We start from the raw sequence: 26,376 nt of genomic DNA, 5'->3' as shown, positions 1-26,376 counted from the left end.
TCGCAAAACACCGCTCGTGTAAGAGGCTGTCTGATGACTGATTCCCAACCTGAACCCGAACTGATCGAATCTTCGCTGAACCGGTCGATCGAGCAAGGTGGCCGGCGACTGGAAGTCCACATCGTCCGTCTAGCTACCGAGCGAGGGTAGTCGCTCGAAGTGGTCAACGATCACAACACCTCGATCGTCTGGGACGCCAAGTTCGAAACCGATCGCGACGCTGATGCAGCCTTCCAAAGCGCGCTGGCCGAAGAAGGTTTCGAGGCCTTTCTCGACAAGGACTAACGTACCAGACCGGCTCCACGAGCCGTCAATCCGCGGCCTCTATCTGATGCGTACTCGACAGCTCGACAAATTGCGTATCATGCCGCTCGCTGAGCTTCGCTGGCCGCTGCGAGGTCCTTCATCTTCCAGGGTTGCCTGGTACCGGATAAATCTATGTCGCGACCGCTCTGGTGTCGAGGACGTGGAAGAGGCAAGGGCGCGTACTCCCGGCCGCTGGCTAATCTTATCGTCACGCTTGCCTAGGCGCGCGAAGTACCCTGGGTCAACGGATCGGCATCTCAGATCCGTCGTCGCGATGCCAAAATTAAGGGGGGGCTAAGTCGTTAGCTGTCTTCGACTCACCAAAACCTAAAGGGCGATGTTAGCACCCCCCGGAAGGGGGCGTCTGAATGCTAGAAAGGGGATTGCTGACCGGCCCACCGACGGGTCCGGAACGATCTTCAGGCTGTACAGTGCGCACGGGGGGCGGGATATAGATTGTTTTGCCGGTCTGATCCGTGNAAATATCGGGCGAGACGAGGGGCTTCCTCGCGGTAGAGCGCATCAAGGTCACCCGAACCGGGCAGATCAGAGGCTAGATCTGCGGAGACCGGGTTACGATCCCTCGCTATCGGCGCCGCCTTGCCGCTCATGATGCGCGCGCGCCGGCGCGCGTTCGGCGAGACCGATGATCGGGGGCAGTCGGATGAAGCGGCATGACCGCACCTCACGCGCCAGCATCACCGCATCTTGAGAAGACGCGATGTTAAGCGAGGTGAGTCTTGAGGCGACTTGATGCGCATATGCCACCAGGGCGACCCATGGACCGCCCGACCGTTATGGACGGACGTGATAATGCCCGGCGGGAAGATCCCACAGGATGGTTGCCAGCTTGATCTACCCTGCGTGGGCCATGATGCAGACAAAGCTCGACGACAGCAAGGCGTTAACGCTTAGCGCTTGAGTAGTGCACTGAAGCGTCTCCGCTACCGCGGTGCGCACTGGCAGCTATCGTCAATTACGAAACAGTGTCAGCTGAACCATCCTGGGATGGTCAGGTGTCGCGGCGCCGGCGCGGACCGAACCGGCTCGGCTATGCGGTGCAGCTCTGCTACCTGCGCCATCCGGGGCGTGCGCTGCTGCCGGGTGAGGCGGTGCCTGCCGCCATGCTGTCGCTGCTCGCCGACCAGATCGGTTGCCGAACCGACGACTTCGCCGACTATTCTGCTCGCGCGACTACGCTGCGCGAGCATCGCGCGGAGATCGAAGCGTATCTCGGTCTGCGCGCCTTCGACCGAACCGACGTGCGATCGATGCTGGCGCTGGGATCGGAGATCGCCACTTCGACCGATCGGGGCGAGGCAATCGTCGCCGGCATGGTCGATCGCTTGCGGCTCGACCGGATCGTGCTGCCTGCGGTAGGAAGTTGCCGACGCGCTCAAGCTAAGGCGGGTGTGGCAGCCGTGGCGCCCTGCCGATGTTTCTTTGCTGGCGGCGTGATCCGGAACCAGAGCGCGTAGAGTGCACGCAGGAACAGGCGACAAAGCCAGTGGCATTGCCGGCATAACTTGCGACGTTCTTTCAGATCGAGATGCTGGAAGTTATCTATGTGCGACCTCTAGGGGCCGGGATTAAACGCCCGATGGTTCGTGCCAGCAGCATAACCTCTTGCGCGATCGGGTGACGTCTTTTGTAAAGAATGGCGAACCACCCCAGTATACCGAGCATTATCGCTGCGCCAGCCAACGGCAAAGGGACGTGAGGCGACCAGTGCCACCACGCCATGACGGCGACCGCTGGAGCGACGGCAACTGCGGTCAATTGCAGGCTTTCTGCGTAGATTCCTCGTATCTCTCCGGGGACGGTACCCGCCAAGCGATCGATATGCGGGCGATAGAGTATATAGCCGACCAAGGCTTCCCCAATCCGGCCTAAAGCCGCCGCAGCAATGCCGAACATGCAGCCGATTGCGAAGATTACGGTACCGATGACAGCGCGCGTCAATTCGATCTTAGTCTGCCGGCCGGTTTCTTGGCGCAGCACGAACAATTCCCAGTTCATGCCAAATCCAAGCACGATGAATTGGGCTATCATCAGCAAGGCAAGGGGTAATGCCGCGGGCAGCCACTTGGCGCCGTAAAGTGTCAAGACCAACGGCCCCGCCAGTACGGCGATCCCGATCAAGAGCGGCCACATGGCACCTGTTATCATCCGCAGCGCGCGCACAAACGTTTGATGCATTTCGCCTTTTTCGCGCAGGTCCCGTGAAAGTTGAACGAAGATCACACCGGTCGCGAGGCCGTAGACGTTGAGAAAAATCAGCGTTGCGAGTCCCGAGGCACGGGCATAGAGGCCCAAAGCGGCTAGTCCAAGCATCTGGCCGAGAATGATGTCGGAACTGCGTTGCGCGAGTTGGGCGACCCCGCTGATCGACAGCATCTGGACACCAAACACCATGATTGTCCGAAACTGGTAGAAACCGGGACGAAACACCAAGTCCCGGCGACGTAACAGCATGAACGTCAGTGAGCACAGCAGATTTGCCGCTACGGGTCCCACTGCCAAACCAGGAGCGCCGCTGCCCGAAAGTACGAAGCTAAGCGTAACCACGGCAGTGGTGATCGCGCGCAGTACGGAAACTGCCGAAATTACATCATAGCGCATATCGCGCATGAACAGCGCAACCGGTATGAATTCGAACGCCGAGAACAAAGGCCCGATCGCCATAATGAAAAAGACGATCGCTAGCTCGGACTGCTGCCATGCGAGTTCCGCCAGTCCGGCGATGGCCAAGCATGACGACAAGATGAGGCTGAGCAGCAGATTGACGGTAAACGCCGATCGGACGGCGCGCGGATCGAGTGCCTCCTCCCGAACCAGATAAGCCTGGGTGCCGAACGTCAAAAATACTCCGAGAACCCCCGACACCGCAACCGCCAAGGCGTAGATACCCATTTCCCGTGGGGCTAGCGATCGAGCGACGACGATCGAGGTGGCGAACGTTACCACCAGCGTCGTCATCTGGCCGCCATAGGACCAGACGAGGGAACGACGAACTGACATTCAACGCTCTTTCGTTTGTAGGCCTGGCTGTGAATCGCTTGGCTGCGATGGCCTTTGCCGGGATAGCCAGCGGGCGTGAAGCCGACGCGGCACTCGTGTCAAAGCAAGGATCGACCGTGCCACCGCGAGATGCAGCAGGCCCGTGATGCCGCGGCCGTGCGGCGATGCGTGATAATCTGACACGATCGTCGCACGTATTTCTGGCCAGTAGATTTGCGGCCACGCGCTCATCATGCCGAAGCCAGGCCGGGGCAGGGGCCTCCGTACCGTCAGATCGGCTTCGATCATGGCGACGAGGTCAGGCGTATGCGATCCAACGACGATCGGCCAGGCGGCGGTATCGGTCACGCGCATGCGGTTCAGCCGCAACAACTCGATTTTGACGAACGGGACGCCCGCATCGATCATCTCACGCCACAGAAGGTGGGCAGGATTGTACGGATAGCGCCGAGCGATGCCATCACGCCCTCGAAGCGAGAATGCGGCATAATAGCGTAGTCCTGCTGCGGCCAGATGCTGTGTCAGACCGACTTCGTAGCGGGTCACCAAGGCCAGCTTGTCGGCCATCTCGGGCATAGGCGTACACATGAGTTCGGTAAAAGCCCGCGATCGATAAGCGGCGGGGCGCAACATGACGAACCAGCTCTGCAGATGCGGTGCGATCTCTTGCGATTCCACGGCGCCGTAAAAGTCGGCTTCATGTGCAAGAAGCCGGTCCACGAATGCCGACAGATCGGAAAGCGGCCCGTAGACGCTGTCATTGGCAAGCAGCAGCAGGTCCGCACGTAGCGGGAAGAAGCGTCGGCAGGCCTCGATCCAGCCGCCAAAATCCATGCCACGATTCTCTCGCAGGATGACGTCTGCTCCGGCGTTGCGCAACGCGTCGCACCCTTCGGTGTCGAGCGATGCAGTCGAGAGCACCACCGTGACGAAGCCCGCATCACGCAACGCCCTCAGGTAGTGAAGGACGTGGACCGCAACGATCCCGTCCTGGTGGTAATGCGCGAACAGGCATACGCGCCGCGCCTGCCGAATACGGTGCTCGTCTATTTCCACGGGGCTAGCGCCATTGGCAGACGTCACGCGGGGTGGGAAACCGCGATGGCCGCATCATCCGCTAACGCCGTGAGGACGGGCGCGAACGATGTCGCCCAGTCGCGGTTCAGGTCCGCCCGCTCGTACGCCGCGTGCCGGGAGGGCGTGTCTTCGGCTCGTGCAATGCCCTTGATCAACCCCTCGACCAGCGCTTCGACCGCGAGCGGCGAATAAATGATATTATCGCAATACTGCGCCGTTTCTCCCTTGGGCCCAAAGCGGTTCGTCACCACCACGGCGCCGCTCGCGGCCAAATCGAGCGGCGGATAGCTGGGGTGGGGCGTATACATCAGCGAGAAACCGAGATCGGCGCGCCGCATCAACGCGGCATAGTCATGCCAGGGCAGGGTGTTGTGGACCTGTATAGGCCGACCGGGGAATGTGACCTGCGGCACGTTGACCCCGAAAAAATGTACGTCCCACTGCGTGGCCGGGAACAGCCCTGCCGCGAACGCGAAATCGAGCGCCTCGATACCGCGCAGGAACAAGTTCCGGGGATGATCCGGTCGCGCATAGAAAACGAGATTGCGTCGCGCACCACGAGCTTCAGGGTAATAGATGGTATCGGGAAAAGCCGGTTCGAAGGCTATGCCATGGTTTGCGGGACCAAGGGTCGCGGTCGCCTGAAAATGGGTCATCAACAATGTGCTGTTGACGACATAGCGAATCTCAAGATCGTTCAACGTCTCGTCGCACAACAGATGCTGATCGCCGCCCGCATAGAACATTCGCTCGTCTTCCTGGAGAAGATAGACGATCTGTCGTGCCGGAACCGTTCTGCGGGTAGACCACGTCCCCCACCAAGACGTGGTGATGACCAGATCGTCCGTGTTCAGAGGAACTCCCGGATCGGACGAGGAGCCATCGGAAAAAATGATCTCGATCGGTCCGTCGAAAACGACTTTCTGCAAAGCGAGTAGGGTACGGACAGCGAGGTCGTCGCAGCGGAATTCGCGCACGACGATCCGAAGCCTCCAATTGCGTGCGTGCGCGATGCTGGCCGCGAGCAGTACCGCGGTGCCGACCCCGCCCATCAATTGACCGGGGGCGACGCTGTCGGTGACCATCGTGACGCAAGGGCCTGCCAACGCCGGCACAATCTTTAGCGGACGCAAATTGGGGAAAGCCTTGCTGGTCAGCACGTCGACTGTCTGAGGCCTTGCCGCACGACGTCGTTGTACCGTCTGGCGGATCGAGCGCTGCAGATCTACCGGCAGCAGGCCGAACATCGGACGAAGAAATGTCATGATCAGCCTTTGTATGACGAACCCCGCAGGGCGGGGTATCGCATTATCGCGTCTTTTGGCCGTCGACGGCTTGCAGGATCGCCTTGCCGTAGTTGGTCTTCTTGAACCGTTCGCCGGCTGCACGCGCCTGATCGGCCGAGATGAAGCCCTGTTCGAACGCAATCTCCTCGAGGCACGCGACCTGGACGCCTTGGCGATGCTGCAACGTGCGGACGAACTCGCCAGCTTCGAGCAGGCTGTCATGCGTGCCGGTATCGAGCCATGCATAGCCGCGGCCCATCTGTTCGACGAACAGGTCGCCGGCTTCCATGTAGATTCGGTTGAGATCGGTGATCTCCAGTTCGCCCCGCGCCGAAGGCTTGAGGTTGCGGGCATAATCCACGACCCGGTTGTCGTAGAAATATAGCCCCGTCACGGCGTAATTGGACTTGGGGGCCTCGGGCTTTTCCTCGAGCGACAGCGCCCTGCCGCCTTCGCCCAGTTCGACAACGCCGTAGCGCTCGGGATCGTCGACTCGGTAGCTGAACACCGTTGCGCCGTCCTTGCGTGCGACTGCGCTGGCCAACAGGTCAGTCAGGTGGGCACCGAAAAAGATGTTGTCGCCCAGGACCAGCGCGACGTGATCGTCGCCGATGAAGTCCGCACCGATCGTGAAAGCCTGTGCGAGTCCGTCGGGGCTTGGCTGCTCGGCATAGGCCATGGTCAAGCCGAGCGCCGATCCATCGCCGAACAAGCGCCGGTAATTGTCGAGATATTCGGGTGACGAAATGATCAGAATCTCGCGGATACCGGCCAGCATCAGCACGGACATCGGATAATAGATCATCGGCTTGTCGTAGATCGGCAGAAGCTGCTTGTTCACCGCCAGCGTTGCCGGATGAAGCCGTGTGCCAGACCCGCCGGCCAGAATTATGCCCTTCACTTCGCTACTCCGATCAATTCGTCTAGGATATCGCTTATCGCCGCCTGCCAGGGGCGTGGCGCGATGCCGTACGCGGTCTGGATCGCGGCGTGACTCAGCAGCGAATTGGCGGGGCGTGCGGCAGGCGTCGGATAGTCGCTGCTCGGGATCGGAACGACATTGGCCGAAGGGCCGCCTCGCGCGGCCGACTGGCGGAAGATTTCGGTCGCGAAATCGGCCCAGCTGATATCGCCGGCGTTCGAGAAGTGGAAGACGCCGGTGGGCGCGTTCGCGTCCTCGACAAGGCGTACCGCGATCGTTGCCAGGGCCTGTGCCAGATCGGCCGCGCTGGTCGGGCTGCCGCGCTGGTCGGCGACGACCGAGAGGCTGTCGCGCGTTTCGCCGACGCGCAGCATCGTCTTGATGAAGTTGCTGCCATGCGCTGAGACTACCCAGGCAGTCCGCACGATCGCATGTCGCGTGCCCGAGGTCTGCACCGCGAGCTCGCCACCGAGCTTGGAAGCACCATAGACGCCGAGCGGACCGACCGGATCGCCAACGTCCCACGCACCGGTCTTGTCGCCCGCAAAGACATAGTCGGTCGACACCTGGATCAGCGGTATGCCCGCTTGCGCACAGGCTTCGCCAAATGCAGCCGGGGCCATTGCGTTGACCGCCCAGGCGGTGACGATATCGGTTTCGGCCTTGTCGACTGCGGTATAGGCGGCACCGTTGACGACCGCGGCGAACGGCTGGCCGTCATGCCCTGCCGCCACGCGCGCGCGGATCGCTATGGTATCGGTAAGGTCGAGTTCGGCGACATCGACTGCAACGACCGTCCAGCCCTCGGGCCAGGCGCAGCGCTGCAGCTCGGTCCCAAGCTGCCCGCCTGCACCGGTGACCAGCACCACCTTCGTGGCCGATGTCATGCAGCGACCCCGCGGCGCTCAGACGCCTTGTCAGCGACCAGCGGACGCCACCAGGCTTCGTTGTCGAGATACCAAGCGATGGTCTTCTCTATCCCGGTCTCGAACGTCTCGGCGGGTGTCCAGCCGAGCTCGTCCTTGATGCGGGTAGCGTCGATCGCATAGCGCTTATCGTGACCAGGGCGGTCGGCGACATAGCTGATCTGCTCGACATAGGAGTTGCCGTCGGCGCGCGGACGCAGCCGGTCGAGGATCGCGCACAGCGTCTTGACGACCTCGAGGTTCTGCTTCTCGTTGTTGCCGCCGACATTGTAGGTGCGACCGGGCTGGCCCTTTTCGAACACCGCATGCAGCGCGCGGACATGATCCTCGACGAACAGCCAGTCACGGACCTGATCGCCCTTGCCGTAGACCGGCAGGTCGCCGCCATCGAGCGCTTTGGCGATCATCAGCGGAATGAGCTTTTCGGGAAAGTGATAGGGCCCGTAGTTGTTCGAGCAGTTGGTGATAAGCACCGGCAGCCCGAACGTGTGGCCCCAGGCCGAGACGAGATGGTCCGACCCAGCCTTCGACGCCGAATAGGGCGAGCGCGGATCGTACGGCGTCTCTTCGGTAAACAGACCGGTATCGCCAAGCGAGCCATAGACTTCGTCGGTCGAGATATGGTGGAAGCGGAATGCCGCCTTGGCGGTCTCGTCCAGTTCCAGCCAATAGGCGCGAGCCTCGGCGAGCATCGTGTAAGTGCCGACCATGTTGGTCTGGATGAAAGCTCCGGGGCCGTCGATCGAACGGTCGACATGGCTCTCGGCCGCGAGATGGGTGATCACGTCGGGCTTGAATTCGGCGATCGCCGCCTTCACCGCATCTGCGTCGCAGATATCGCCTTGGACGAAGCGGTAGCGGTTCGAATTGGCGACCCGCTCGACCGTCGACAGCGTGCCGGCATAGGTCAGCTTGTCGAAGTTGAGCACCTCATGGTCGGTGTTCTCGATGAGGTGGCGTACGAGGGCCGATCCAATAAAGCCGGCCCCGCCGGTGACGAAAATGCGCATGGAATATTGTCCTTCAGGCGAGGGGGACGAGCGGCCGGCCATCATAGGCGAACGGACTGTCGAATTCGGCAAGGCCCGGCTGGATACGGTCCTTGTCGCTCAATTCGGGGCTGGTGCCGGCTGGCATTGGCCAGTCGATGCCGACGCTGTCCCAGCGGATGCCGCCATCATGTGCGGGTGCATAAACGTCGGAACATTTATAGGTTACTTCGCAATCTGTCTCGAGCGTCACGAAGCCATGCGCGAAACCGATCGGGATAAACAACTGATGCCCGTTATCGGCAGACAGTTCCGCGCCTACCCACTTGCCAAAGGTTGGCGAGTCTTTGCGGATATCGACCGCGACATCGAAAATTCGTCCCCGAACGCACCGGACCAGCTTGTCCTGTCCATGGGGAGGAGTCTGAAAATGCAGGCCTCGTAATGTGTAGGCAGGCACCGACAGCGAGTGGTTGTCCTGCACGAATGTGCAGTCGATACCCAGCTTCGCGAAGGTCGGCTCCGAATAGACTTCGGTGAACCAGCCGCGGGCATCGCCAAAGCGTTTTGGGGCGATTAGCCGGACGGGGGAGGATTGGTCAATCATTCCCGAGCGGTTACCGGCATCGTGGCGGGATCGCAACGCAGGTCTTGAGACAACGCAACATTATCGCCGGCATGGCCGGGGCCAGCAATCATCGCGGTGTCGATAAAATTCACGATTTCCCGGCGAAAGCGCGAAGTGGAAAAACGTTCGGCATTGGCACGGCACGCGTCTGACGAGATTGCGGACAGGCGGCGGTCGAGATGCTCGACTGCGGCAACGATCGCCTCAACGGACTGATTGCCAAAGAACACGCCGGTCTGATCGCTGCCATCATAGCCACGGATCGTTTCGAGGGCACCGCCTTTGCCATAGGCGATCACCGGCGTGCCGCATGCCTGCGCCTCGACTGGAGCGATGCCGAAATCCTCTTCGGCAGCGAACACGAACGCCTTGGCGCGTTGCAGATGGTCGACGACGACGGTGTCGGGCTGCTTCCCCAGAATTGTCACATTTGGTCCCGCCACGGCGCGCACCGCCGCCATTTCCGGGCCGTCGCCGATCACCACCAGCCGCCTGTCGGGCATTCTGGCAAATGCGTCGACGATCAGCGGAATCCGCTTGTAGGGAACCATCCGCGAGATCGTGACATAGAAATCCTCGCGTCGGTCGGCGACCGTGAAACGGTCGATATCGACGGGCGGGTAGATCACGGTCGCCTTTCGGCCATAGACCTTCTGGATGCGACGAGCAATGAACTGCGAGTTGGCAATGAACTGATCGACACCGTTGGCAGTCCGGCTGTCCCAGGATCGGATGTAGTGAAGGACGATCCGCGCCAACCAGCTCTTGACGCCGCGAACCAGCCCGGCTTCGTTGAGGTACTGATGCTGAAGATCCCAGGCATAGCGGACGGGGCTGTGTGTATAGGCGACATGAATCTGGTCAGGGCCGGTAATGACGCCCTTGGCGACTGACGCAGACGAACTCAGGACCAGATCGTAACCAGTCACGTCGAGCTGTTCGATCGCGATCGGCATCAGCGGCAGATACGACCGGTAGCGTTTGGCAGCGCCTGGCAGCCGCTGGACAAAGCTGGTCGTGATGCGGTGGCCTTGCAGGAAGTCGCGCTCGTGTTCAGGCAGGAAGTCCACGACGCAAAATAAATCAGCCTGTGGATACAGTCGCAAGAACTCCTCCAGGCAAATTTCCGCGCCGCCCTTCAGCGTCAGCCAGTCATGGATGATCGCGACCTTCATCAAGTCCTTCTCGGGAAGTGGGGGAGGGGAGGGGAGCGCGCTACTACCGTCTTGCATGGCAGGCCCGTACGTAGAGGGAAAGAGAGCGTCAACCACGTGCGCGAGCCGCTCACGGACGCAAACTAGACCATTCGTCATTATAGTATGATCGCCGCACCGCATGCGGCTGGACATGCCGTTGCGATTTCGCGTTGTCGTTTTTTTTGGCTCTTTGAAGGATCGAGATGGCTGAAATTCCTGTTGACCCCGTACGTCGAGCAATGGTCGGCGTCGCGCCGATGATGCTGCTGTCCGCGAGCGATCGTGCGGCGACGACGGCACCCGGCAGCATGACCCGCCAGATATTGTCGGCCACCGATTTCGGCATTACCGGTCGCGACGATGTCGACGAGACACGCCGTGTGCAGGCCTTTCTCGATGCCTGCGCGCAGGCGGGGGGGCGGACGGCCCATTTCGGCGGTCTGAGGGTCCGGATCAGCGGACCATTGGTCGCGCGCAACGTCGGTGTCGTCTTTGATCGGCAGAGCTACGGCGTGACCGATCCAGGGTTCTATGTCAGTGGCAGCGGATACACCGCGTTGACCGTCACCGGCCTGGTCCCGGATTTCAACGTCACGATCTACGGTACGGGTGAGGCCCAGTTCGGTCCGGATGGCAGAATCGTCAAGGACACGCGACCGGCGGTGAATGGTATCCAGTTCGGTCATCCGGACGAGAAGGAACCGCTGATGTCGAGCATGATCCGCTACGCGCGGGCCTACAAGCTCTCGGGTTTCGGCATCCGTCATACCATCTGCTTCGACACGACGTTTCTCGCCGAAAGCGTCGAGGAATGTGGCAACGCGCGCCACTACGCGTTTGAGGTCAGCGGCTCGCCCACCGGTAACTGCAACGAAAGCGTCTGGGTGCGCGTGCAGGTCGAATTGGCGGCGATGCAGGCGATGTATGTCCATCCCAACACGCTGATGTGCGCGTTTGCGAAGATACATAGCGAGCGCATCACCGCAGTCGCAGGAACACCAACCTGGCTTCTGGGCGGCTCGTGCGAATTTGGATCGGTGCGCTTTCAGGCGAACAACCCGGACCGCGCATCGATGCGTGTCGTCAGTGCTCAAGCCGAGTGTCGTAACTTTCGCGTGGAAGGCAATATCCCGATCGAGGTCGATGCGACCGGTGGAGTCGTCAATTTCTACAATCCAATCGCGACGATGACCCCCGCGAACAGCCAGAATGGGCGAGTAACCGTAACGGGCGGGCAGGTTCATGGGCTGGCGATCGGAGCCGAATGGACGTTTCTCGGCACGCGTCTCGATTCTATCGAACTTGGCTTCATGCCGCCCGGACTGAGCGCGGTCGCAATCAGCTGCGAGATACGTGCTCTACGGCCGCAAAAGGGACGGGTAGACGGCGAATTGATCCTGACTGCGAGCCGTGCCACCGGCGTGGTCGTGACCGGAGACGGTCGGATACGACATCTGCACGTTCTTGGCGGATCGCGGTTCGTGGCCCAGGACGGCGTTTTGCGCATCGTTAATCAAACCGTGACGGTCGATGCGGCATCCTGCATCGTCGGACGTGTTGCGATCCGACAGGCGGCTTTGAGGCTGTCGGGGCGGATCGAGGGCGATCTCATCATCGAAGGCGCACCGCAATCGCTTGCAGGAAGCGAAGCGGTCGTGACGGGTCGCGTCATGGGCTGGGACAGGCCTCGTGCGACCGATACGCTAGGCAACGTTCCCGATGGAACCTATTGTAAGCATCTGGCGCCGACACGTGGCGTCTCGCGTTCGGGTGACGTGCTGGTAACAGGGTGGATCCGCTCGTCTGGCGAGTGGGTAGCGATCTCTACGCCAGTGTAATCCGGTAGCGTAAGCTGGGCGCTGGTTCTCGACGTCAACGGCCTCGACAGTGTTGACGCGTGACGAAGTGTACCTGCCACGCTAAAGGCGCGCGTATGTTCATCTACCGGGTATAGTATGGCGCCGACCTCACGATCCAGATCGCGACCCTCGCAGACCTCTCGACACGGACGATCCGCAAAGGGGATGGCCGAAAACAAAGCCGGCCGGAACGGGGCGATGGCCATGTTTCGGGTGGCGCATGGCGAACGATCGCTGGTCATCGCGATCTTGGTTCAGATTACGGGGCTGACCTTGGCTGGGGGGGGCGTCACGGGTCTCGGTGAGACGCTCGTCATCGCGATGCTAACGATGGCCTTGCTCGTCGTGGTCGCGTTCAACGACGGCGCAAAGGCCTTTGCCAGCGTGGGCATTACGGCCCGGATCGCCCTGGCTGCAATTATCCTACTACCATTGGCTCAGATCATTCCTCTGCCGCCGGCGATCTGGCAGCAACTGCCCGGGCAGGCATTGCGGCTGTCCGCATATGGTTTGATCGGCATTGCCGACACTTGGCAGCCAATGTCGTTATCTCCGCTGGATACGACCTACACGGTATTGATGGCGATCGCATTCGTCACGCTGACGATTGCGCTGTTAACGGTATCGCGTGAGGCCCAGGCCGTCGTGTTGCGGTTCGTTTTTGCGCTGATCGTGATCGGCCTCCTGATCGGTGTCGTCCAGATCGCAAGCGGGGGAAGCGCCTTACGCGTGCACGACCGCGCGGATCATGGCGCCCTGATCGGGTTCTTTTCGAACAAGAACCATATGGCGCTGATGCTTGCAGCCTCTTTGCCGATCGCGGCATTGGAAGGCGGAATCTACGATCGCCAGCGCCGTGGCATTCCATGGATATTCGTCGGCTATTGGGGTGTCGTGGTTATCGCTATTCTGCTGACCAACAGTCGCGCGGGCGTGATGCTCGGGTTGGTGGCGACGATTGCGATCGCTGTGCGCATGCTACGTGATCAGCCCCGCCGTTATCTGATCGGAGGGCCAATCCTCATCCTCGCGATCGGTGCGATCCTGTTGTCGCTGCCCCAGGTCGATGCGGTATTTAGCCGGTTCAATTCTGTAGGCGACGATCTGAGGTGGCGTTTTGCCCAGCAAAGCCTTCCCCTGCTGCATGAATATTGGCTCACTGGATCGGGTAGCGGTAGTTTCAGCCGCCTCTATGCCGTTCATGAAAATCTTTTGTGGGTGAAGCCGACATTCGTGAACCAATTGCATGACGACTTCTACCAGCTCGCTATTGAGCAGGGTCTGGCTGGCGTATTGCTGTTGGGGCTGACGATACTATCGCTGACGATGGCCGCTGTCGCGGCATGGCGCCTTTATCCGCGTGATCGCAGTGCCACAGTATCCGCTGTGACGATAATAATGCTGTTTGCGTTTCACAGCATCGTCGATTACCCGCTCAGGCGGCCGGCGACCTTTCCCCTACTGGCCATGGCCTTCGCTATCATATGGTGGCGAGAAAAAGCTGCGAAGGTAGCCATAGAGGCATAGGTGTCGTTCGCGTTGCGGGTTTCCGCTAGGCGATCAACCTTGCCGATTGGGGATTTTTTCTGCTAATTGCCGACTGTACCAAGGCGATGTCGCGCTGGATGGTTGCGCGAATGATAGGGTGTCAGTTGCTAAGCAAACGGAAAATTCTGCTCGGTGCGTTCGTCCTGCTCGTTGCAGGCTGTTCGAGTGGGAAAAAGGAACCGCTAGGTGTTCCAGCCTATCAGCCGAACCCGATTACCGTGCAGGTACCCGGTGATGATTATCGCATTGGCCCCCGCGATACGCTGTCGGTCAAGGTCCTCGGCGAGCCCGATCTGACGCTCGATGAACAAGCCGTGTCGCTGGCGGGGAATTTGTCGATGCCGCTGCTGGGTCAGGTCCCCGCCGCAGGTCATACGGTAGAAGAGGTTGCCCAAGCGATTACGCGTGGCCTCAACAGCCGTTACCTGCGTAACGCTAGCGTCGCAGTGGCGGTCGTAAAAGCGATAGGGTATTCGTTCACCGTTGAAGGACAGGTTCAGAAGCCTGGTGTCTATGAGATCCCGGGGCGGATATCGCTGATGCAGGCCGTGGCGCTAAGCAGCGGCTTTACCGCAGACGCCGAAGTTGAAGACGTTATCGTTATCCGGCGTATGAATGGCCAGCAATATGCGGCGCGTTTCAATGTCGAAGACATCCGCTACGGCCGTTACCCCGATCCCGAGATCAAGCAGTCGGACCTGATCGTAGTGGGTATTTCGCGGCGCAGTCGCTTCTCGCGCAATCTCATTTCCGCACTTCCGGGCTTAGCGGCGGTCGCGGGCGTCTTCCTAGCGTTCCGCTGAGCAGGATTAGTCATATAATGTCGTCCGATATGTCTGCCCGCGAAGGGTTTGAGCCAACGCGCGCAAAACAGTCCACTGATGCCGGCGGAGTGGCGCCAGGCGGTTTCAATCTGCGCGAGCTATGGGCTGCCGTTTATCGCTCGCGGATCGCGGTCATTGGTATCATGGCATCGGTGATTGCGATCGCGATCATCTATTCGCTCGTCGCGACGCGCTACTACCGCAGCACGGTGACCATCGAAGTTCGTCAGGAAGCGGAAAAGGTGCTCGGCACCGAGGCCGATCGCGAAAGCGGTGCATCGCGAGGGGATTCAGAAAAATTCCTTCAGACCCAGCTTGATATCATTCGCAGTCGCGGTGTCGCAAATGCCGTCGCACAGAGCAAAGGCTATTATCGCGGAACCAATTTCCTGGTCCGCATGAAGACTATCGATACCGACGATGCGGACGATGCGATTCCGCAGGACGTTCGTCGCGAACAAGTCATCGCTGCACTGCAGAAAGGGCTTAAGGTCGAGTATAGCGGCAATACCCGAATTGCCGATTTGTCGTTCCAAAGTCCTGATGCGGCGCTCGCAGCCGAAGTTGCGAACGCTTATGCCGAGGCTTTCATCCGCAACAACCTGACGCGTAAATTCAATAGTTCGTCCTATGCGCTCGATTTTCTTCGCGATCAGTTACGCGAAGCACAGGAACGACTGCAGAAGTCCGAGCGCGATGCATTGGCGTATGGCCGTCAGACGCGGATCATCGATGTCAGCAACGCAGCGGGCGGCAGTTCGAGCGGTGCGTCCTCGCAACCACAATCGCTTGTGACAGCGCAGCTCGTACAACTGAACCAAGCCTATTCGACCGCCGTGTCGGACCGAATTCAAGCCGAGCAAAAATGGCTGCAGACCGCTGCGTTGCCGTCGATGAACATCCCCGAAGTGCTGGCTAGTCCCGCCATCCAACAGCTGCTTGACCAGCAAGCGCAGCTTGAGGCGAGCTACAAGCAAGAATTGTCGACACGTCGTGCCGATCACCCTGCCGTCGTCCGGGCGGCCGCGCAGCTTGCCGGGATCAAGGTTCAGATGAACGCGATCGCGGCGAATATCCGGCGGTCTATCAAGGCGCCGTACGACGTTGCAATCGCCCGTCAGGCAGAAATCGCAAGTGCGATCGAAAAGCTCAAGAACAACACCCTCACCGAGCAGTCGCAGGGCATTCAGTTGTCTATCCTGCGTCGCGAGGCGGACACCAACCGTCAGCAATATGACTCGCTGCTTCGCCGTTACAACGAATTAAATGCCGAGGCTGGCGTCCAGACAAACAACCTCAATATCGTCGACCGTGCTGACGTACCGCGTGCAACGGCATGGCCAAAGCCGCTGTTGAACCTTGCACTGGCGATTGCGATCGGCCTCATTCTGTCGATGGGCTATGTCATCGCGCGTCAGCAGCTGTTTGATGGAGTGCGTACGCCGGACGACGTCACCGATCGACTGCGGCTTTCGTTCTTGGGCAGTACGCCGATCGTTGACGATCCAAAGGAAGAGATCGCGATTCCCAAGTCGATCATCAGTGAGGCGTTCGGTTCGATCAGGACGAGCTTGGCGATGGCATCGAACAATGGCATGCCACGCACGCTGATGGTGACGAGCACCCAGGCTCAAGAAGGTAAATCGAGCGCAACCCAAGCGCTTGCGGTCAGCCTTGGCCGTCTTGGTCGTCGCATTGTGGTCGTCGACGTGGATTTCCGTCGCCCCAACGTCCACCGCATGTTCGACGCGTCGAACAAGGACGGCCTCAGTAATGTTGTCGTAGGTCAGTTGGACCTAGCTCAGGCGATACGCCCGGCTTCGTTCGAAAATGTGAGCTTTGTCACTGCCGGCGCGCTGCCGCCCAACCCTGCCGAACTGCTGTCCAGTGACCGGATGAAGAGCGTTACCGCCGATCTGATGGCACAATTCGATATCGTTCTATTCGACTCCGCGCCGGTACTGGGGCTTGCTGATGCGGTGATACTTGCTGCCGAGGTCGAGGCGACCCTCTTTGTTATTGAGGCGGGACGTAACTCCATTCGGGGTGTCCAGGCAGCCCTTGCTCGCTTGGATCAGGGCGGCGCGCGCATCGTCGGTGCGATTTTGACCAAGTTCGATCCAAGTAAATTCGGTTACGGGCAAGGTGATGCCTATGGTTATAACTACAGCTACGATTACTCCGAGAAGTGACGGTGCTGGAACGCAATCGGACGTCACGGGGGCGCGCGCTTGTTGGCGCGGCCTTAGCAGTTATCGGGACTGCCGCACTGACCGCAAGTTATGCTTATCAGTCAAACGCCGTTTCGATTGTGACGCAGTTCCGGGTCAGCGATTTTCTGCTCAAAAGTACCGTTCCAGCAACAGGTGCCCCACCACCGTCGAGGGCAGTGATCGAGCGTGCGATTGAGGCTGATCCCCTCAATCAGAGTATCTTTAATACTGCTATGATGCAGATCGGCCGGCGCGGAAGTAACGTGTTACCAGCCGAAACTTGGTTTACGACCTTGGGGCATTATGGCTGGCGGAGTACGCCAGCCCTTCAAAATCTCATTTATTACCATGCCAGTCGCAATAATATTGGTCGCGTCCTCGACGTTGCGGATGCACTGTTCCGTCGTGAAAAACGCATGGAGGAGGCGACCACGGTATTCTCGCTAGCGGAAACCGATCCCCAACTACGCGCCGACGTCGTCAGACGTCTACGGGCTAGTCCCGCCTGGAGACGTCCTTTTCTGCTGGGCAGCAACGTCCTGACCGATCCAGCTGCAATCGAGGGGCGGTACCAGACCCTGCGAACGTTGCAACGAACAGGTGACCGTCTACCCGAGCAGGAGATGACAGCTCTGCTGCCGGTACTGGTCCGGGTAGGCCGTACGGCAGATGCTTTTTCCCTTTGGTCGTTTGGCCGTAAGGGTATCGCACGACCAGTGAATGATCCTCAGTTTTCGGACGCTGCCACGGTCATCAATCAAGATGACACAGCTAAGCCCTTCAACTGGCGTCTGCTTTCGGGCGATAACTTTGACGTAACGCCCCGAGGACGTGGTGCGCCAGGCGTTGTCATCCACTGGAACGGGCAGGGCGTTCCTATTTTTGCGACGCAGCAAACCTCCGGGGCGGCTGGCGCATATAAAATGCGAGTGGCATTCGACCCAGAGGATGCAGCAAGCGCCAAGGCAGTCGGGTACCGCCTGATGTGCGGGGACGCCCGGATCGACCTTGTCTACGTATCTGCACCAGATACCACACATAGCGACTGGCGTACCGTTCAACCGGTGCCTTGCGCCTTTCCTCGACTGGAGATTTTTGGCGTTCTTACCGATACGCGGCAGGATATAACCTTTACGTTGAATGGCATAGCGCTACAACGCACTCCCAGCTAACTACCATATGATGCTAGATGGTTTATAGGTATAGCCGGCGCCATACTCGCTAAGGCGCCATCGTATCTTGAGATTTGATAATGTTAGATCCTGCGCCGTACAAAGCAAAAGCGAAAGACACGGTGCACTTGCCTAGTCTAAATTCCGGTTCCGGAAGGACGCATTGGCGCGCTAGTAGTGCAACTATCAGAATACGTACGTTCACTTACCCAATAATATTTGACGCATTGTGCATTATCGCCGGTTTTGCAACTATCGGGCTTATAAGGCGCGGTGTGCCCAGTGGGGCGAGTTGGCCCTTAATAATCGCCATGATACTTCCATTCTATCTGATAGTAGCGTTGAATGGAAAAGTGTATTCTGTACGATTGCTATCAAATCAATGGCATTCGATATGGATAACGGTAAAAGCTTATCTCATCGCGCTTGCAATCATGATGGTGGCAAGTTTTTATACCAGAACGACAACTGAATTGCCGCGGCTGACCGTAGCGGTGGGCTCTATACTGTCGATTATTTTTCTTGTCGTAAGTCGATATTATTTCATCGTTTATCGGAAAGCCATCGTCGGCGGTGAGCCTTATAGCGTGGCATTAATATGGGAACCCGATCAGCCCATTCCCCCAATTGAATTCTCGGTAAAGATTGCCGCTGAAGGGTTCATTGATCCCGAACGACACGATCCCATGATGTACGATCAGCTCGCGGCTGCATTGGGCGGGGTGCATAACGTGGTCGTCTCGTGTCATCCCGACCGGCGCAATGCCTGGACGCATGCGCTCAAGGGCGCCTGCATCCAAAGCGAGATACTTATGCCCGAGCTTCAATCGCTCGCTCCGCTGGGTGTTAACATGCATGGGGCGATGACGGCGCTGGTCGTATCGCACGGACCGCTTAATTTGGTAGATCGGGTAATCAAGCGGACATTCGACTTAGCAATCGCCGTGCCTGCGCTGATCGTGCTGTCACCGCTGTTGTCGGTGATCGCTATCGCAATCCGGTTGGAAACCAGCGGACCAATCTTTTTCCGACAGGACCGAATCGGTCGTTCCAACCGGGTGTTCCGTATCTTCAAATTTCGAAGCATGACGGTCGAGGGTAGTGATAGCGGCGGACATCGCTCGGCATCGCGCGACGATAACCGCATTACGCGTGTTGGGCGGTTGCTGCGCCGGATGAGTTTGGATGAGCTGCCGCAACTCTTCAATGTCCTTTCAGGCACGATGAGTATTGTTGGTCCGCGACCGCATGCCTTGGGTTCCCGTGCGGCCGACAAACTGTTTTGGGAAGTCGATGGCCGCTACTGGCATCGTCACGCGGCCAAGCCAGGACTTACCGGACTGGCGCAGGTTCGCGGTTATCGCGGCGCAACAGTTGTGGAGGATGATTTACGAAATCGCCTTAAAGCCGATCTCGAGTACTTGGATACATGGTCTATTATGCGTGACATCAAGATCATTATCATGACCTTTCAAGTTATAGTTCACAAAAATGCCTTCTGACGTGATTGGTGCTATTTCACACACTGTCTATTGGATGGCCTCGCGTCTTCAAAGCGGTGATTAGTTCGGCCCGATCGAAAAAATGCGCGTTCTTCGACAAAAGTGACCGCTTGAGAAAAGGAAATCCAGCTTCGAGCAACGGCAATGCTGCGAACACGCTAGGGTCGCCACATGTAATTCCGTCGGCGTACCAAAGCGCGCCTACCGACATTGATCGCGCGGCAACCGACGCAAATCGGCTTTCCTGCCCGTAAACGGCACCACGATAATCATCAAAAGAGAAGTGGGCGAATAGGACGCTCCTGAGCGCTCTGACCGTACGGTGGTCAACCTGCTTCAGGAAGAATGCATAGGATTGGATATGGTTCTGGAGCTGTGCCGAGGCAGTAAAACCCGTCAGGCTCCATTGCATCTTTGACCATAGCGTATCGACCGGGACGAACGGACCAAAAACTGAATCGTTCAGGACTAGGAGGTCTGCACCCGGGCTGTGCTGTGCAACTTCTCGGACTGCGATGGCATAGGCGGAGAAATCGAAGCCCGGGGGCGCTTTCCAATAGAGCGCATCGACCATGCCGCGCAGTTCGGGGGGAATGTCGTCGGGCGTTGGCGCAGCACAGATCACGCACAGCCCGGCCTCTGCCTTACGCAATTGCGCAAGCGTAAAACGATGGGCCGACGTCAGCGCGCCGCCTGTGGGTAAGTAGACGAAGTAGCTGATCCAGCGTGGTCTGGCAGTGATCGGTACGATTGCAGTCGAGGCGGGCGCGCTGGACAGCCCGCGTAGCGTGGTCAACCGCACCGCAGCCGTAATGCCGTCCGGCCGGGAAGGATGGAACGTCCAATTTGGTTTCAGGGCATCGATACCGACTTGCGTCGTCGGCGACGGACGGTGACCCAGAAGTTTTTTTACAAAGGACTTCAACGGTCGCGCTCCTGCGTATCATTGGGATGTGAAAGTCACTGGCCAACAGCAGCAATCTGGACACCGCGGACAGCGGTGGGTATGGCTCGCCACGAATTTTCGCAACGCACCATGACGATATGCCGGCGCTACGAAGGAAATGATCGTAGGGCAACCAGGCATGGCCTAGCTGGGAGCATTTCGTGTCGGCTCGGTAAAAAGGCAGCAGATGAACGTCCTTGTCACCATCACCTACAACGCGTTGGGGCACGACATCCTGCCCGCGTTCTTGGATTGCATCCGCGCGCAACGCGATACCGATTTCACGCTGCTGGTGATCGACAACGCCTCGACCGATGGTACTCCGGATTATCTGCGCAGCCTCGCATTGCCCAATCTCCGGTTGATCCTTAACGATGAGAATATCGGCTTTGGTCGTGCCTGCAATCAGGGAATTGCGGTCGCGCGCGAGTTGGGCGCGACCCATGTCACCTTCATCAACAATGACGTGGAATTCGGCCCCGATCTGATCGGCGGGATGGTCGCATCGCTCGAGGCAAGCGGTGCTGCGGGTTTGTCGCCGCTGATTACTCTGTTCGATCAACCTGAGCGGCTGTGGTTCGCGACCGGCTCCTATCGGTGGAATCGCGGTATGATTCCGTATCACGATCTGATTGGAGATCTGGTCACCGATCTGCCTGCTTCTCTGGACATTCGAGCAACGGATTTCGCGCCGGGTTGCTGTTTGGTATTCCGCCTTGACACGTTCGAGACAATACCAGGCTTCGACGACCGTTTCTTCGTGTACTGGGAGGATGCAGATCTCAGTATGGAATTGAAGAAGCGAGGCTTGCGGATCGTGACCGATACGGCGCTCGAATGTCGCCACAAAGTTAGCGTATCGACCGGGGGGTCATTTAGCGACTTTTCAATCTTCCATTTTAATCGTGGTCACATGCTGTTCGTACGGAAGCATTTCGGGTCGTCCGCTCTGGCGTTCGTGCTGCCGGTTGCGTTTGCCAAGGCGCTGCTGAATGTCTTGCGTCGACGAATGAAGCCAAGCCAGCTTGCAGTCTGGCGCCGGGGTATCGCTTCGGGTCTGGCGAGCTGACCAGGCGGTGAGACGACCTCCCACCCTGACTGAACGGACCATAAGGGTCAACAACGGCTCGCTATGCAACGATCAGCCAATTTCGGCTGTGCCTGGACCTTTTAGTTCCGGCTTGGACCGGCCACACCCTTTCTTACCCTTGGTAGCATCCTGATGGCGCAGACGTTTTCTCCTCGACCTCCTGCATCCCGAGTCGCCTTCCAGGCGCCGCAGGTCGCGATGCCCATCTTCTTGGCAGTCATCATCTGCCTTCTGTCCGGCTTCACCAACATCAAGCTTGCTGACATCCAAAGTGTCGAAGTGATCGTGCTCGTAGCGATCGTCCTGTCGCTGCTGTTACCGCATCGGCAGATCAATTTGCGCGCGCCCGGCCCCATCGACAGCATGAAGATGAAGTTCCTATGGATGTTCATCCTGATATTTATCGGATCGGTGCTTTCGCTTCGACTTAGTTTCTATCCGCCCGATGGTATCAGTGCGCTTAAGCAGCCGCCCTTTGCCACTTTTGCTCGCATGATTCAGGTTATGCTGTCGGTATGCGCCCTATTCATCGTAGCCTTGGCGGGAAGGCAGAGCCCTGATGCATTTCGCAAGCTTTTAACCGCATATGTTTGGTGCGCCTATGCCGGTGCACTCTGGGGCATCGTGTCGATGCTGGCGTATTTCGCCGGATTAGAGTTGCCGGGTGTCATCGTGCAAAGTACCGCGCGAATCCGTGGATTTTTTATTGAAGGGGGACCGTTCGGCATCTATCTGGTCGGGGCGATTATCGTACAGGTTATCAGGGGGCACTATCTAAAATATATTTCTCGTCAGTCATTCTATGCAGGTCTTATTTTACTCATGTTAGCATTGGTCGGTGCTCAATCGAAAGCATCTGCCTTGCTTATCGTGACAGTCTCTATTCCTTATTTGATACGTGTTCGGCGCATTAAAATAATTTTGGCCTTGGCTGTGGTCGCTATCCCTGTCGTGATTGCGAGCAACGTACTTGAGGGCATTGGCGGCTATTACGATAGTATGGCCAATTTCGAGACGGCTGTCAGTGAGCGCCCGGACGACACAAACCTCATCATGGGCCGAATTGCAGGAGCGATATTGCTACCCCGAATGGTGGCTGCTCATCCGTTCCTAGGCATAGGAGTCGGTAATTATTCATTGGTACGTAACGATCCATCGATTTTGCAAGGCATGCCGCGTGTGGAGTCGTGGGATCTGCACGGTCTCGGTCTGTTAGGCTATTGTGCCGAGTTGGGCATTCCTCTGACAATCTTCGTCATGTGGATTTATGCTTATCCGATCATCGTGAGTTGGCGAACCCGTCCATGGATTGTTTTGCTCGCCACGTATCCAATCGTCGCTGCGGTCTTTGGCGTTCAGCTGAATTTTGCCTATCCCTGGATCATATCAGGCTTGGCGTTGGCCGCGGTGGAGCTAGATCGCGAACACCGTATGAAGCTTGCTTGTCAAGCAGAGAGCGACACGATGTCTCTGCAAACGCCGTCAGTATCGGGCAATGGGGTACGCAAGTGAAGCTCCTCGTTGATGCGCGAGTCGGTTGGGGGCATGGTATTGGGCGGGTTATTGGGAACACGCTACCCCGGATAGCCCGATTAAAACCTGATTGGCAGATAGGCGTTTTAGTAGGGCCAACTGCCATTGCGATGGCCGAGGATGTATTTACCGGCAATGCCAACTTAACGATCATACCATGTCCGATCGAGCCATTTTCGCTTGCTGAACAAGTGTCGCTCTCGGGCTATGCAAAAGGGTATGATCTGACGTGGTTTACGAACTACTGGGTGCCTTTGCATTGGCAGGGTCGTTTCGTTGCGACCGTTCATGACATGCTGCATCTTATTCCAGAATACTTTCCCGCGTCTAAAGCCAAACGGATTTTATCGAAGCAGGCTTTCAATAAGGTTCGTCGTGACGCAACGATGGTCATGTTCGTCAGTCGGTTTACGCAACAAGCTTTTGTGCAGTCGATTGGCGAGCCTCGCCGTAGCGAGATTATCCATTTGGGTGGCGATCACCTGAATTATGGGAGACCTATGCTCATAGGTGATCGAAAGCGCCAACTCATGGTCGTGGCCGCCTCCAAGAAGCACAAGAATTTCCCGTTGCTTCTAGAAGCTTGGCGTCAAGCCCAAACATCGCCGGATTGGTCGCTGGTCATAGTTTCACCGGGGTCCGCATTGAAGTCGTCCATAGATATAGAAGAAATGGCATCGTCAGTAGAGAGGACGACGGTACGCCGCGGTCTATCTAATGATTCTTTGACCGAGCTTTATAAGGAAAGCTCTATTTTACTGATGCCGTCGCTATACGAGGGATTTGGCCTTCCTTTATTGGAAGGTATGCTCGCAGGTAATGTGTGTATCAGTTCTAACGCCGGTGCGATGGTCGAAGTTGCCGAGGGAAGTCTCGTTCAATTCATTAATGGCGACGATCTGAAAGGGTGGATCAACACAATCGAGGCAACCTGCAATAGTATCGATCGAGGTGAGAATTATATCGATCAAGTAATTCGGCATAATCTTTCGCAAGCACAGCGTTTCCGCTGGGATCATAGCGCTGAAAAGATTGCAACCACTCTTCAACATGCGGTCCTGTGAGGGGGCGGGACACCGAACGGACCCAGATATACACTAAGCGCCAACAACCGGTGCCGAGGCAACTACGATACCGGCGCTTGGCGTAGCTGCGATGATTAGCAGCGACGAAGCGCTCACGCGTAAACTGGTTCGCTTCTCCCATACAACCCGACATGCCGGTTTGATCAGCTAGGGTCAGGACGATTGCGATTTCTCGCCTTGGCTTGCGACGACTGGGCAACACGTTAAGCGTCATGGGTATTGCCGCTTTACCGGAGCTTTCGATGCGCTTGACCTTTGCTGCCGCTCTCCTCGTTGCATCCGCGGCGCCGACATCGGCGCAGTCGCTTCACCAATATGGCGCCCTCGCGCTTTCGCCTGCGGGCGACCGGATCGCGACGGTCGAGAATAGCGGTAAGCGCGGTGTGGTGACGATCCGCAGCGTCGTCGACGGGCGGGTGCTGCGGACGATCGATCCCTGCGCGACATGTAGCTATTCGGGGCTGACCTTCACGCCGGGCGGCGACCTGGTTTTTCTGGTGCGCGACGCCACCGCGGGCACCGTGCGGCTGACCTATGCAGATGCCAAGACGACGCGCACCGTCGCGACGATCGCCGGCATCGCGCAGACGCCGCGCGTATCCCCCGACGGCAAGCGGATCGCGCTGCTGGTGACGCTGGGCGCCGCCAAGGAATCGGGCGCGACACAAGCAGGCGTGCGGATGATCGGCGAGATTGGCGAGAAGAGCGACGAGCAGCGCCTCGCGGTGTTCGACATTGCGAAGCCAGCCACGACGGTGAAGCCGCTATCGCCCGCGGGTCGCTACATTTACGAATATGCCTGGACGCCGGATGGTAGCGGGTTCGTCGCGACGACCGCGCTCGGCAATGGCGACAATAACTGGTGGGTGGCGACGCTCGACGCGATCGATGCGCGGACCGGCGCGGTGCGCCCGATCGCGAAGCCCGCAACGCAGCTCAACCAGCCGCGCGTGTCGCCCGATGGACAGACGGTGGCGTATATCGGCGGGTTGATGAGCGATTTCGGTTCGATTGGCGGCGACGTCTTCACCGTACCGCTAGCAGGCGGCAATCCGCGCAACATCACCGCGGGTGCGAAGTCGACCGTGACCACGATCGACTGGACCAAGGCCGGTCTGCGGACGGTGACGCTGGCGGGCGACCAGGTCCAGCTCGGCACGCTGACGCCCGGTCAGCCGGTCGTGGCCGGTTTCACCAAGCCGGCAAGCGTCAGCGCAGGGGACGGTCGTGCGGTGTTTTCCGCCGATGGCCGCATCGCCGCGGCCGTGGTGCAGGATTACGAGCATGCCCCCGCAATCTATGCGGGACCGATCAAGGCGGTGCGTCAGCTCACGCACGACAACGACGCAGCGCCCGCGCTCGTGAGCGCGCGCAGCGTCAGCTGGAAGAACGAGGGATACGACGTGCAGGGCTGGCTGCTCGCGCCTCGGACCCCTCCCGCGGGCCCATCTGCGGGCGCATTTGCGGGCAGGGCGCCGATGATCACGCTCGTCCACGGTGGGCCGTCCGCGGCGTCGACGCCCGGGTATCTGTCCGAGAGCTCGCTGAATGCCGCGCTGTTGAAGGCCGGCTATTACGTCTTTCTTCCCAATCCGCGTGGCAGCTACGGGCAGGGCGAGGCGTTCACCGCCGCCAACAAGCGCGATTTCGGGGGTGGCGACCTGCGTGACGTCCTGGCCGGGATCGACGCGGTCGAGCGGATCGCACCGATCGACGACAAGCGTCTGGGGCTGGGCGGGTGCAGCTATGGCGGCTTCATGGCGATGTGGGCGAATACGCAAACCGACCGCTTCAAGGGCATCGTTGCGGGCGCCGGTCTGTCGAACTGGGTGAGCTATTACGGCACCAACGGCATCGACCAGTGGATGCTGCCGTTCTTCGGCAAGTCGATGTACGACGACATGAAGGCGTATGAGGACGTGTCGGCGATCTACCAGGCCAAGCGCGCAAAGACGCCGACCTTCATCTATGTCGGCGAGCGCGATATCGAGGTGCCACCCACCCAGTCGATCGAATGGTGGCATGCACTGAAGGACCGCAACGTGCCGGTAAGCCTGGTGATCTACCCCGACGCCGGCCACTGCGTAACGGGCCCCGACCAGTCCGCGGACGTGCGCCAACGCGCGATCGCCTGGTACGATCGGTACGTGAAAAACGCCCGCTGAGCATTCCCTGAAACCCGTGCGCCGGCATAGGCGCGCGGGGTTCAGACGAAGCGCCCGACCTCGGTCAGCGCCGGATCGATCGGATACC

General features: G+C 58.9%; 20 protein-coding genes and 1 pseudogene. 12 read left to right on the top strand and 9 right to left on the bottom strand.

Annotated features, from left to right (window positions below; all coding sequences use genetic code 11):
- Window positions 1–159 precede the first annotated feature (159 nt).
- Together IFR23_RS20445 and IFR23_RS13315 are read left to right on the top strand one after the other, a co-directional pair.
- Window positions 160–285: a hypothetical protein gene (locus tag IFR23_RS20445; RefSeq protein ID WP_274599187.1), complete on the top strand. Its 126-nt coding sequence runs from the start codon at window positions 160–162 to the stop codon at window positions 283–285.
- Between the two features lie 1,034 nt (window positions 286–1,319).
- A pseudogene (locus tag IFR23_RS13315) lies at window positions 1,320–1,700 on the top strand (DUF4158 domain-containing protein); the annotation flags it as partial.
- Between the two features lie 169 nt (window positions 1,701–1,869).
- Here IFR23_RS13315 and IFR23_RS13310 read toward each other — a convergent pair.
- From IFR23_RS13310 to IFR23_RS13275, 8 genes are read right to left on the bottom strand one after another with little or no spacing between them, the layout of a single operon-like run.
- A complete protein-coding gene (locus IFR23_RS13310; RefSeq protein WP_274599186.1) occupies window positions 1,870–3,327 on the bottom strand; it encodes an oligosaccharide flippase family protein in 1,458 nt (485 codons plus the stop codon).
- Entirely contained in the window at window positions 3,328–4,383 is a 1,056-nt protein-coding gene (locus IFR23_RS13305) for a rhamnan synthesis F family protein (protein WP_192976343.1), read from the bottom strand.
- Between the two features lie 23 nt (window positions 4,384–4,406).
- Entirely contained in the window at window positions 4,407–5,669 is a 1,263-nt protein-coding gene (locus tag IFR23_RS13300; protein WP_192976342.1) for a rhamnosyltransferase WsaF family glycosyltransferase, read from the bottom strand.
- A gap of 43 nt (window positions 5,670–5,712) precedes the next feature.
- A complete protein-coding gene (gene rfbA / locus IFR23_RS13295; protein ID WP_192976341.1) occupies window positions 5,713–6,591 on the bottom strand; it encodes a glucose-1-phosphate thymidylyltransferase RfbA in 879 nt (292 codons plus the stop codon).
- Complete coding sequence (gene rfbD, locus IFR23_RS13290) at window positions 6,588–7,499, bottom strand: dTDP-4-dehydrorhamnose reductase (protein WP_192976340.1); 912 nt, start codon at window positions 7,497–7,499, stop codon at window positions 6,588–6,590. The genes rfbA and rfbD overlap by 4 nt, the downstream gene beginning before the upstream one ends.
- The gene (gene rfbB / locus IFR23_RS13285; RefSeq protein WP_192976339.1) at window positions 7,496–8,548 is read right to left on the bottom strand and encodes a dTDP-glucose 4,6-dehydratase; all 1,053 of its coding nucleotides are present in this window, start codon (window positions 8,546–8,548) and stop codon (window positions 7,496–7,498) included. The genes rfbD and rfbB overlap by 4 nt, the downstream gene beginning before the upstream one ends.
- A gap of 13 nt (window positions 8,549–8,561) precedes the next feature.
- The gene (gene rfbC / locus IFR23_RS13280) at window positions 8,562–9,134 is read right to left on the bottom strand and encodes a dTDP-4-dehydrorhamnose 3,5-epimerase (protein WP_192976338.1); all 573 of its coding nucleotides are present in this window, start codon (window positions 9,132–9,134) and stop codon (window positions 8,562–8,564) included.
- Window positions 9,131–10,504 (bottom strand): glycosyltransferase family 4 protein, encoded by a 1,374-nt coding sequence (locus tag IFR23_RS13275; RefSeq protein WP_197978443.1) that lies wholly within the window; start codon window positions 10,502–10,504, stop codon window positions 9,131–9,133. The genes rfbC and IFR23_RS13275 overlap by 4 nt, the downstream gene beginning before the upstream one ends.
- A gap of 50 nt (window positions 10,505–10,554) precedes the next feature.
- On the opposite strand from IFR23_RS13275, the gene IFR23_RS13270 reads away from it, so the two are divergent.
- The 6 genes from IFR23_RS13270 (at window position 10,555) to IFR23_RS13245 (ending at window position 19,469) form a co-directional block, all read left to right on the top strand.
- Window positions 10,555–12,189, top strand: a complete 1,635-nt coding sequence (locus tag IFR23_RS13270) for a hypothetical protein (protein ID WP_192976337.1) — start codon at window positions 10,555–10,557, stop codon at window positions 12,187–12,189.
- 186 nt (window positions 12,190–12,375) lie between these two features.
- Complete coding sequence (locus IFR23_RS13265) at window positions 12,376–13,737, top strand: O-antigen ligase family protein (protein WP_192976336.1); 1,362 nt, start codon at window positions 12,376–12,378, stop codon at window positions 13,735–13,737.
- Window positions 13,738–13,823: 86 nt separating this feature from the next.
- Entirely contained in the window at window positions 13,824–14,561 is a 738-nt protein-coding gene (locus IFR23_RS13260) for a polysaccharide biosynthesis/export family protein (RefSeq protein ID WP_192976335.1), read from the top strand.
- A gap of 17 nt (window positions 14,562–14,578) precedes the next feature.
- Window positions 14,579–16,774 carry a GumC family protein gene (locus IFR23_RS13255; RefSeq protein ID WP_192976334.1) on the top strand — a complete coding sequence of 732 codons (2,196 nt, stop codon included), beginning with the start codon at window positions 14,579–14,581 and terminating at the stop codon, window positions 16,772–16,774.
- Window positions 16,771–17,967: a hypothetical protein gene (locus IFR23_RS13250; RefSeq protein WP_192976333.1), complete on the top strand. Its 1,197-nt coding sequence runs from the start codon at window positions 16,771–16,773 to the stop codon at window positions 17,965–17,967. The genes IFR23_RS13255 and IFR23_RS13250 overlap by 4 nt, the downstream gene beginning before the upstream one ends.
- Before the next feature lie 311 nt (window positions 17,968–18,278).
- Entirely contained in the window at window positions 18,279–19,469 is a 1,191-nt protein-coding gene (locus IFR23_RS13245; RefSeq protein WP_192976332.1) for a sugar transferase, read from the top strand.
- Window positions 19,470–19,485: 16 nt separating this feature from the next.
- On the opposite strand, the gene IFR23_RS13240 is transcribed toward IFR23_RS13245, so the two are convergent.
- The gene (locus IFR23_RS13240; protein ID WP_192976331.1) at window positions 19,486–20,394 is read right to left on the bottom strand and encodes a hypothetical protein; all 909 of its coding nucleotides are present in this window, start codon (window positions 20,392–20,394) and stop codon (window positions 19,486–19,488) included.
- A 208-nt stretch (window positions 20,395–20,602) separates the two neighbouring features.
- Between IFR23_RS13240 and IFR23_RS13235 the strand changes: the two genes are divergently transcribed.
- From IFR23_RS13235 to IFR23_RS13220, 4 genes are all read left to right on the top strand, one after another.
- Window positions 20,603–21,484 carry a glycosyltransferase family 2 protein gene (locus IFR23_RS13235; RefSeq protein ID WP_192976330.1) on the top strand — a complete coding sequence of 294 codons (882 nt, stop codon included), beginning with the start codon at window positions 20,603–20,605 and terminating at the stop codon, window positions 21,482–21,484.
- Window positions 21,485–21,715: 231 nt separating this feature from the next.
- Window positions 21,716–23,017 carry an O-antigen ligase family protein gene (locus IFR23_RS13230; RefSeq protein WP_192976329.1) on the top strand — a complete coding sequence of 434 codons (1,302 nt, stop codon included), beginning with the start codon at window positions 21,716–21,718 and terminating at the stop codon, window positions 23,015–23,017.
- Window positions 23,014–24,102 (top strand): glycosyltransferase, encoded by a 1,089-nt coding sequence (locus tag IFR23_RS20560; RefSeq protein WP_192976328.1) that lies wholly within the window; start codon window positions 23,014–23,016, stop codon window positions 24,100–24,102. Before IFR23_RS13230 ends, IFR23_RS20560 begins: the two co-directional genes overlap by 4 nt.
- A gap of 263 nt (window positions 24,103–24,365) precedes the next feature.
- Window positions 24,366–26,288: a S9 family peptidase gene (locus tag IFR23_RS13220; RefSeq protein WP_192976327.1), complete on the top strand. Its 1,923-nt coding sequence runs from the start codon at window positions 24,366–24,368 to the stop codon at window positions 26,286–26,288.
- The last annotated feature ends 88 nt before the right edge of the window (window positions 26,289–26,376 follow it).

Source organism: Sphingomonas sp. CFBP 13603 (assembly GCF_014892665.1).
Taxonomy (GTDB): domain Bacteria; phylum Pseudomonadota; class Alphaproteobacteria; order Sphingomonadales; family Sphingomonadaceae; genus Sphingomonas.
The sequence above is the reverse complement of the archived record's forward strand: the minus strand, read 5'-3'. Positions and strand labels throughout refer to the sequence as shown.

What these genes read in the sequence shown, in the direction of transcription:
- IFR23_RS13310 (WP_274599186.1), bottom strand. Translation starts at nt 3,327, where the DNA reads ATGTCAGTTCGTCGTTCCCTCGTCTGGTCCTATGGCGGCCAGATGACG.
- IFR23_RS13260 (WP_192976335.1), top strand. Translation starts at nt 13,824, where the DNA reads ATGTCGCGCTGGATGGTTGCGCGAATGATAGGGTGTCAGTTGCTAAGC.
- IFR23_RS13255 (WP_192976334.1), top strand. Translation starts at nt 14,579, where the DNA reads ATGTCGTCCGATATGTCTGCCCGCGAAGGGTTTGAGCCAACGCGCGCA.
- IFR23_RS13220 (WP_192976327.1), top strand. Translation starts at nt 24,366, where the DNA reads ATGCGCTTGACCTTTGCTGCCGCTCTCCTCGTTGCATCCGCGGCGCCG.
- IFR23_RS13235 (WP_192976330.1), top strand. Translation starts at nt 20,603, where the DNA reads ATGAACGTCCTTGTCACCATCACCTACAACGCGTTGGGGCACGACATC.
- IFR23_RS13270 (WP_192976337.1), top strand. Translation starts at nt 10,555, where the DNA reads ATGGCTGAAATTCCTGTTGACCCCGTACGTCGAGCAATGGTCGGCGTC.
- IFR23_RS13275 (WP_197978443.1), bottom strand. Translation starts at nt 10,504, where the DNA reads ATGTCCAGCCGCATGCGGTGCGGCGATCATACTATAATGACGAATGGT.
- rfbC (WP_192976338.1), bottom strand. Translation starts at nt 9,134, where the DNA reads ATGATTGACCAATCCTCCCCCGTCCGGCTAATCGCCCCAAAACGCTTT.
- rfbD (WP_192976340.1), bottom strand. Translation starts at nt 7,499, where the DNA reads ATGACATCGGCCACGAAGGTGGTGCTGGTCACCGGTGCAGGCGGGCAG.
- IFR23_RS13265 (WP_192976336.1), top strand. Translation starts at nt 12,376, where the DNA reads ATGGCCGAAAACAAAGCCGGCCGGAACGGGGCGATGGCCATGTTTCGG.
- rfbB (WP_192976339.1), bottom strand. Translation starts at nt 8,548, where the DNA reads ATGCGCATTTTCGTCACCGGCGGGGCCGGCTTTATTGGATCGGCCCTC.
- IFR23_RS13245 (WP_192976332.1), top strand. Translation starts at nt 18,279, where the DNA reads ATGATACTTCCATTCTATCTGATAGTAGCGTTGAATGGAAAAGTGTAT.
- IFR23_RS13300 (WP_192976342.1), bottom strand. Translation starts at nt 5,669, where the DNA reads ATGACATTTCTTCGTCCGATGTTCGGCCTGCTGCCGGTAGATCTGCAG.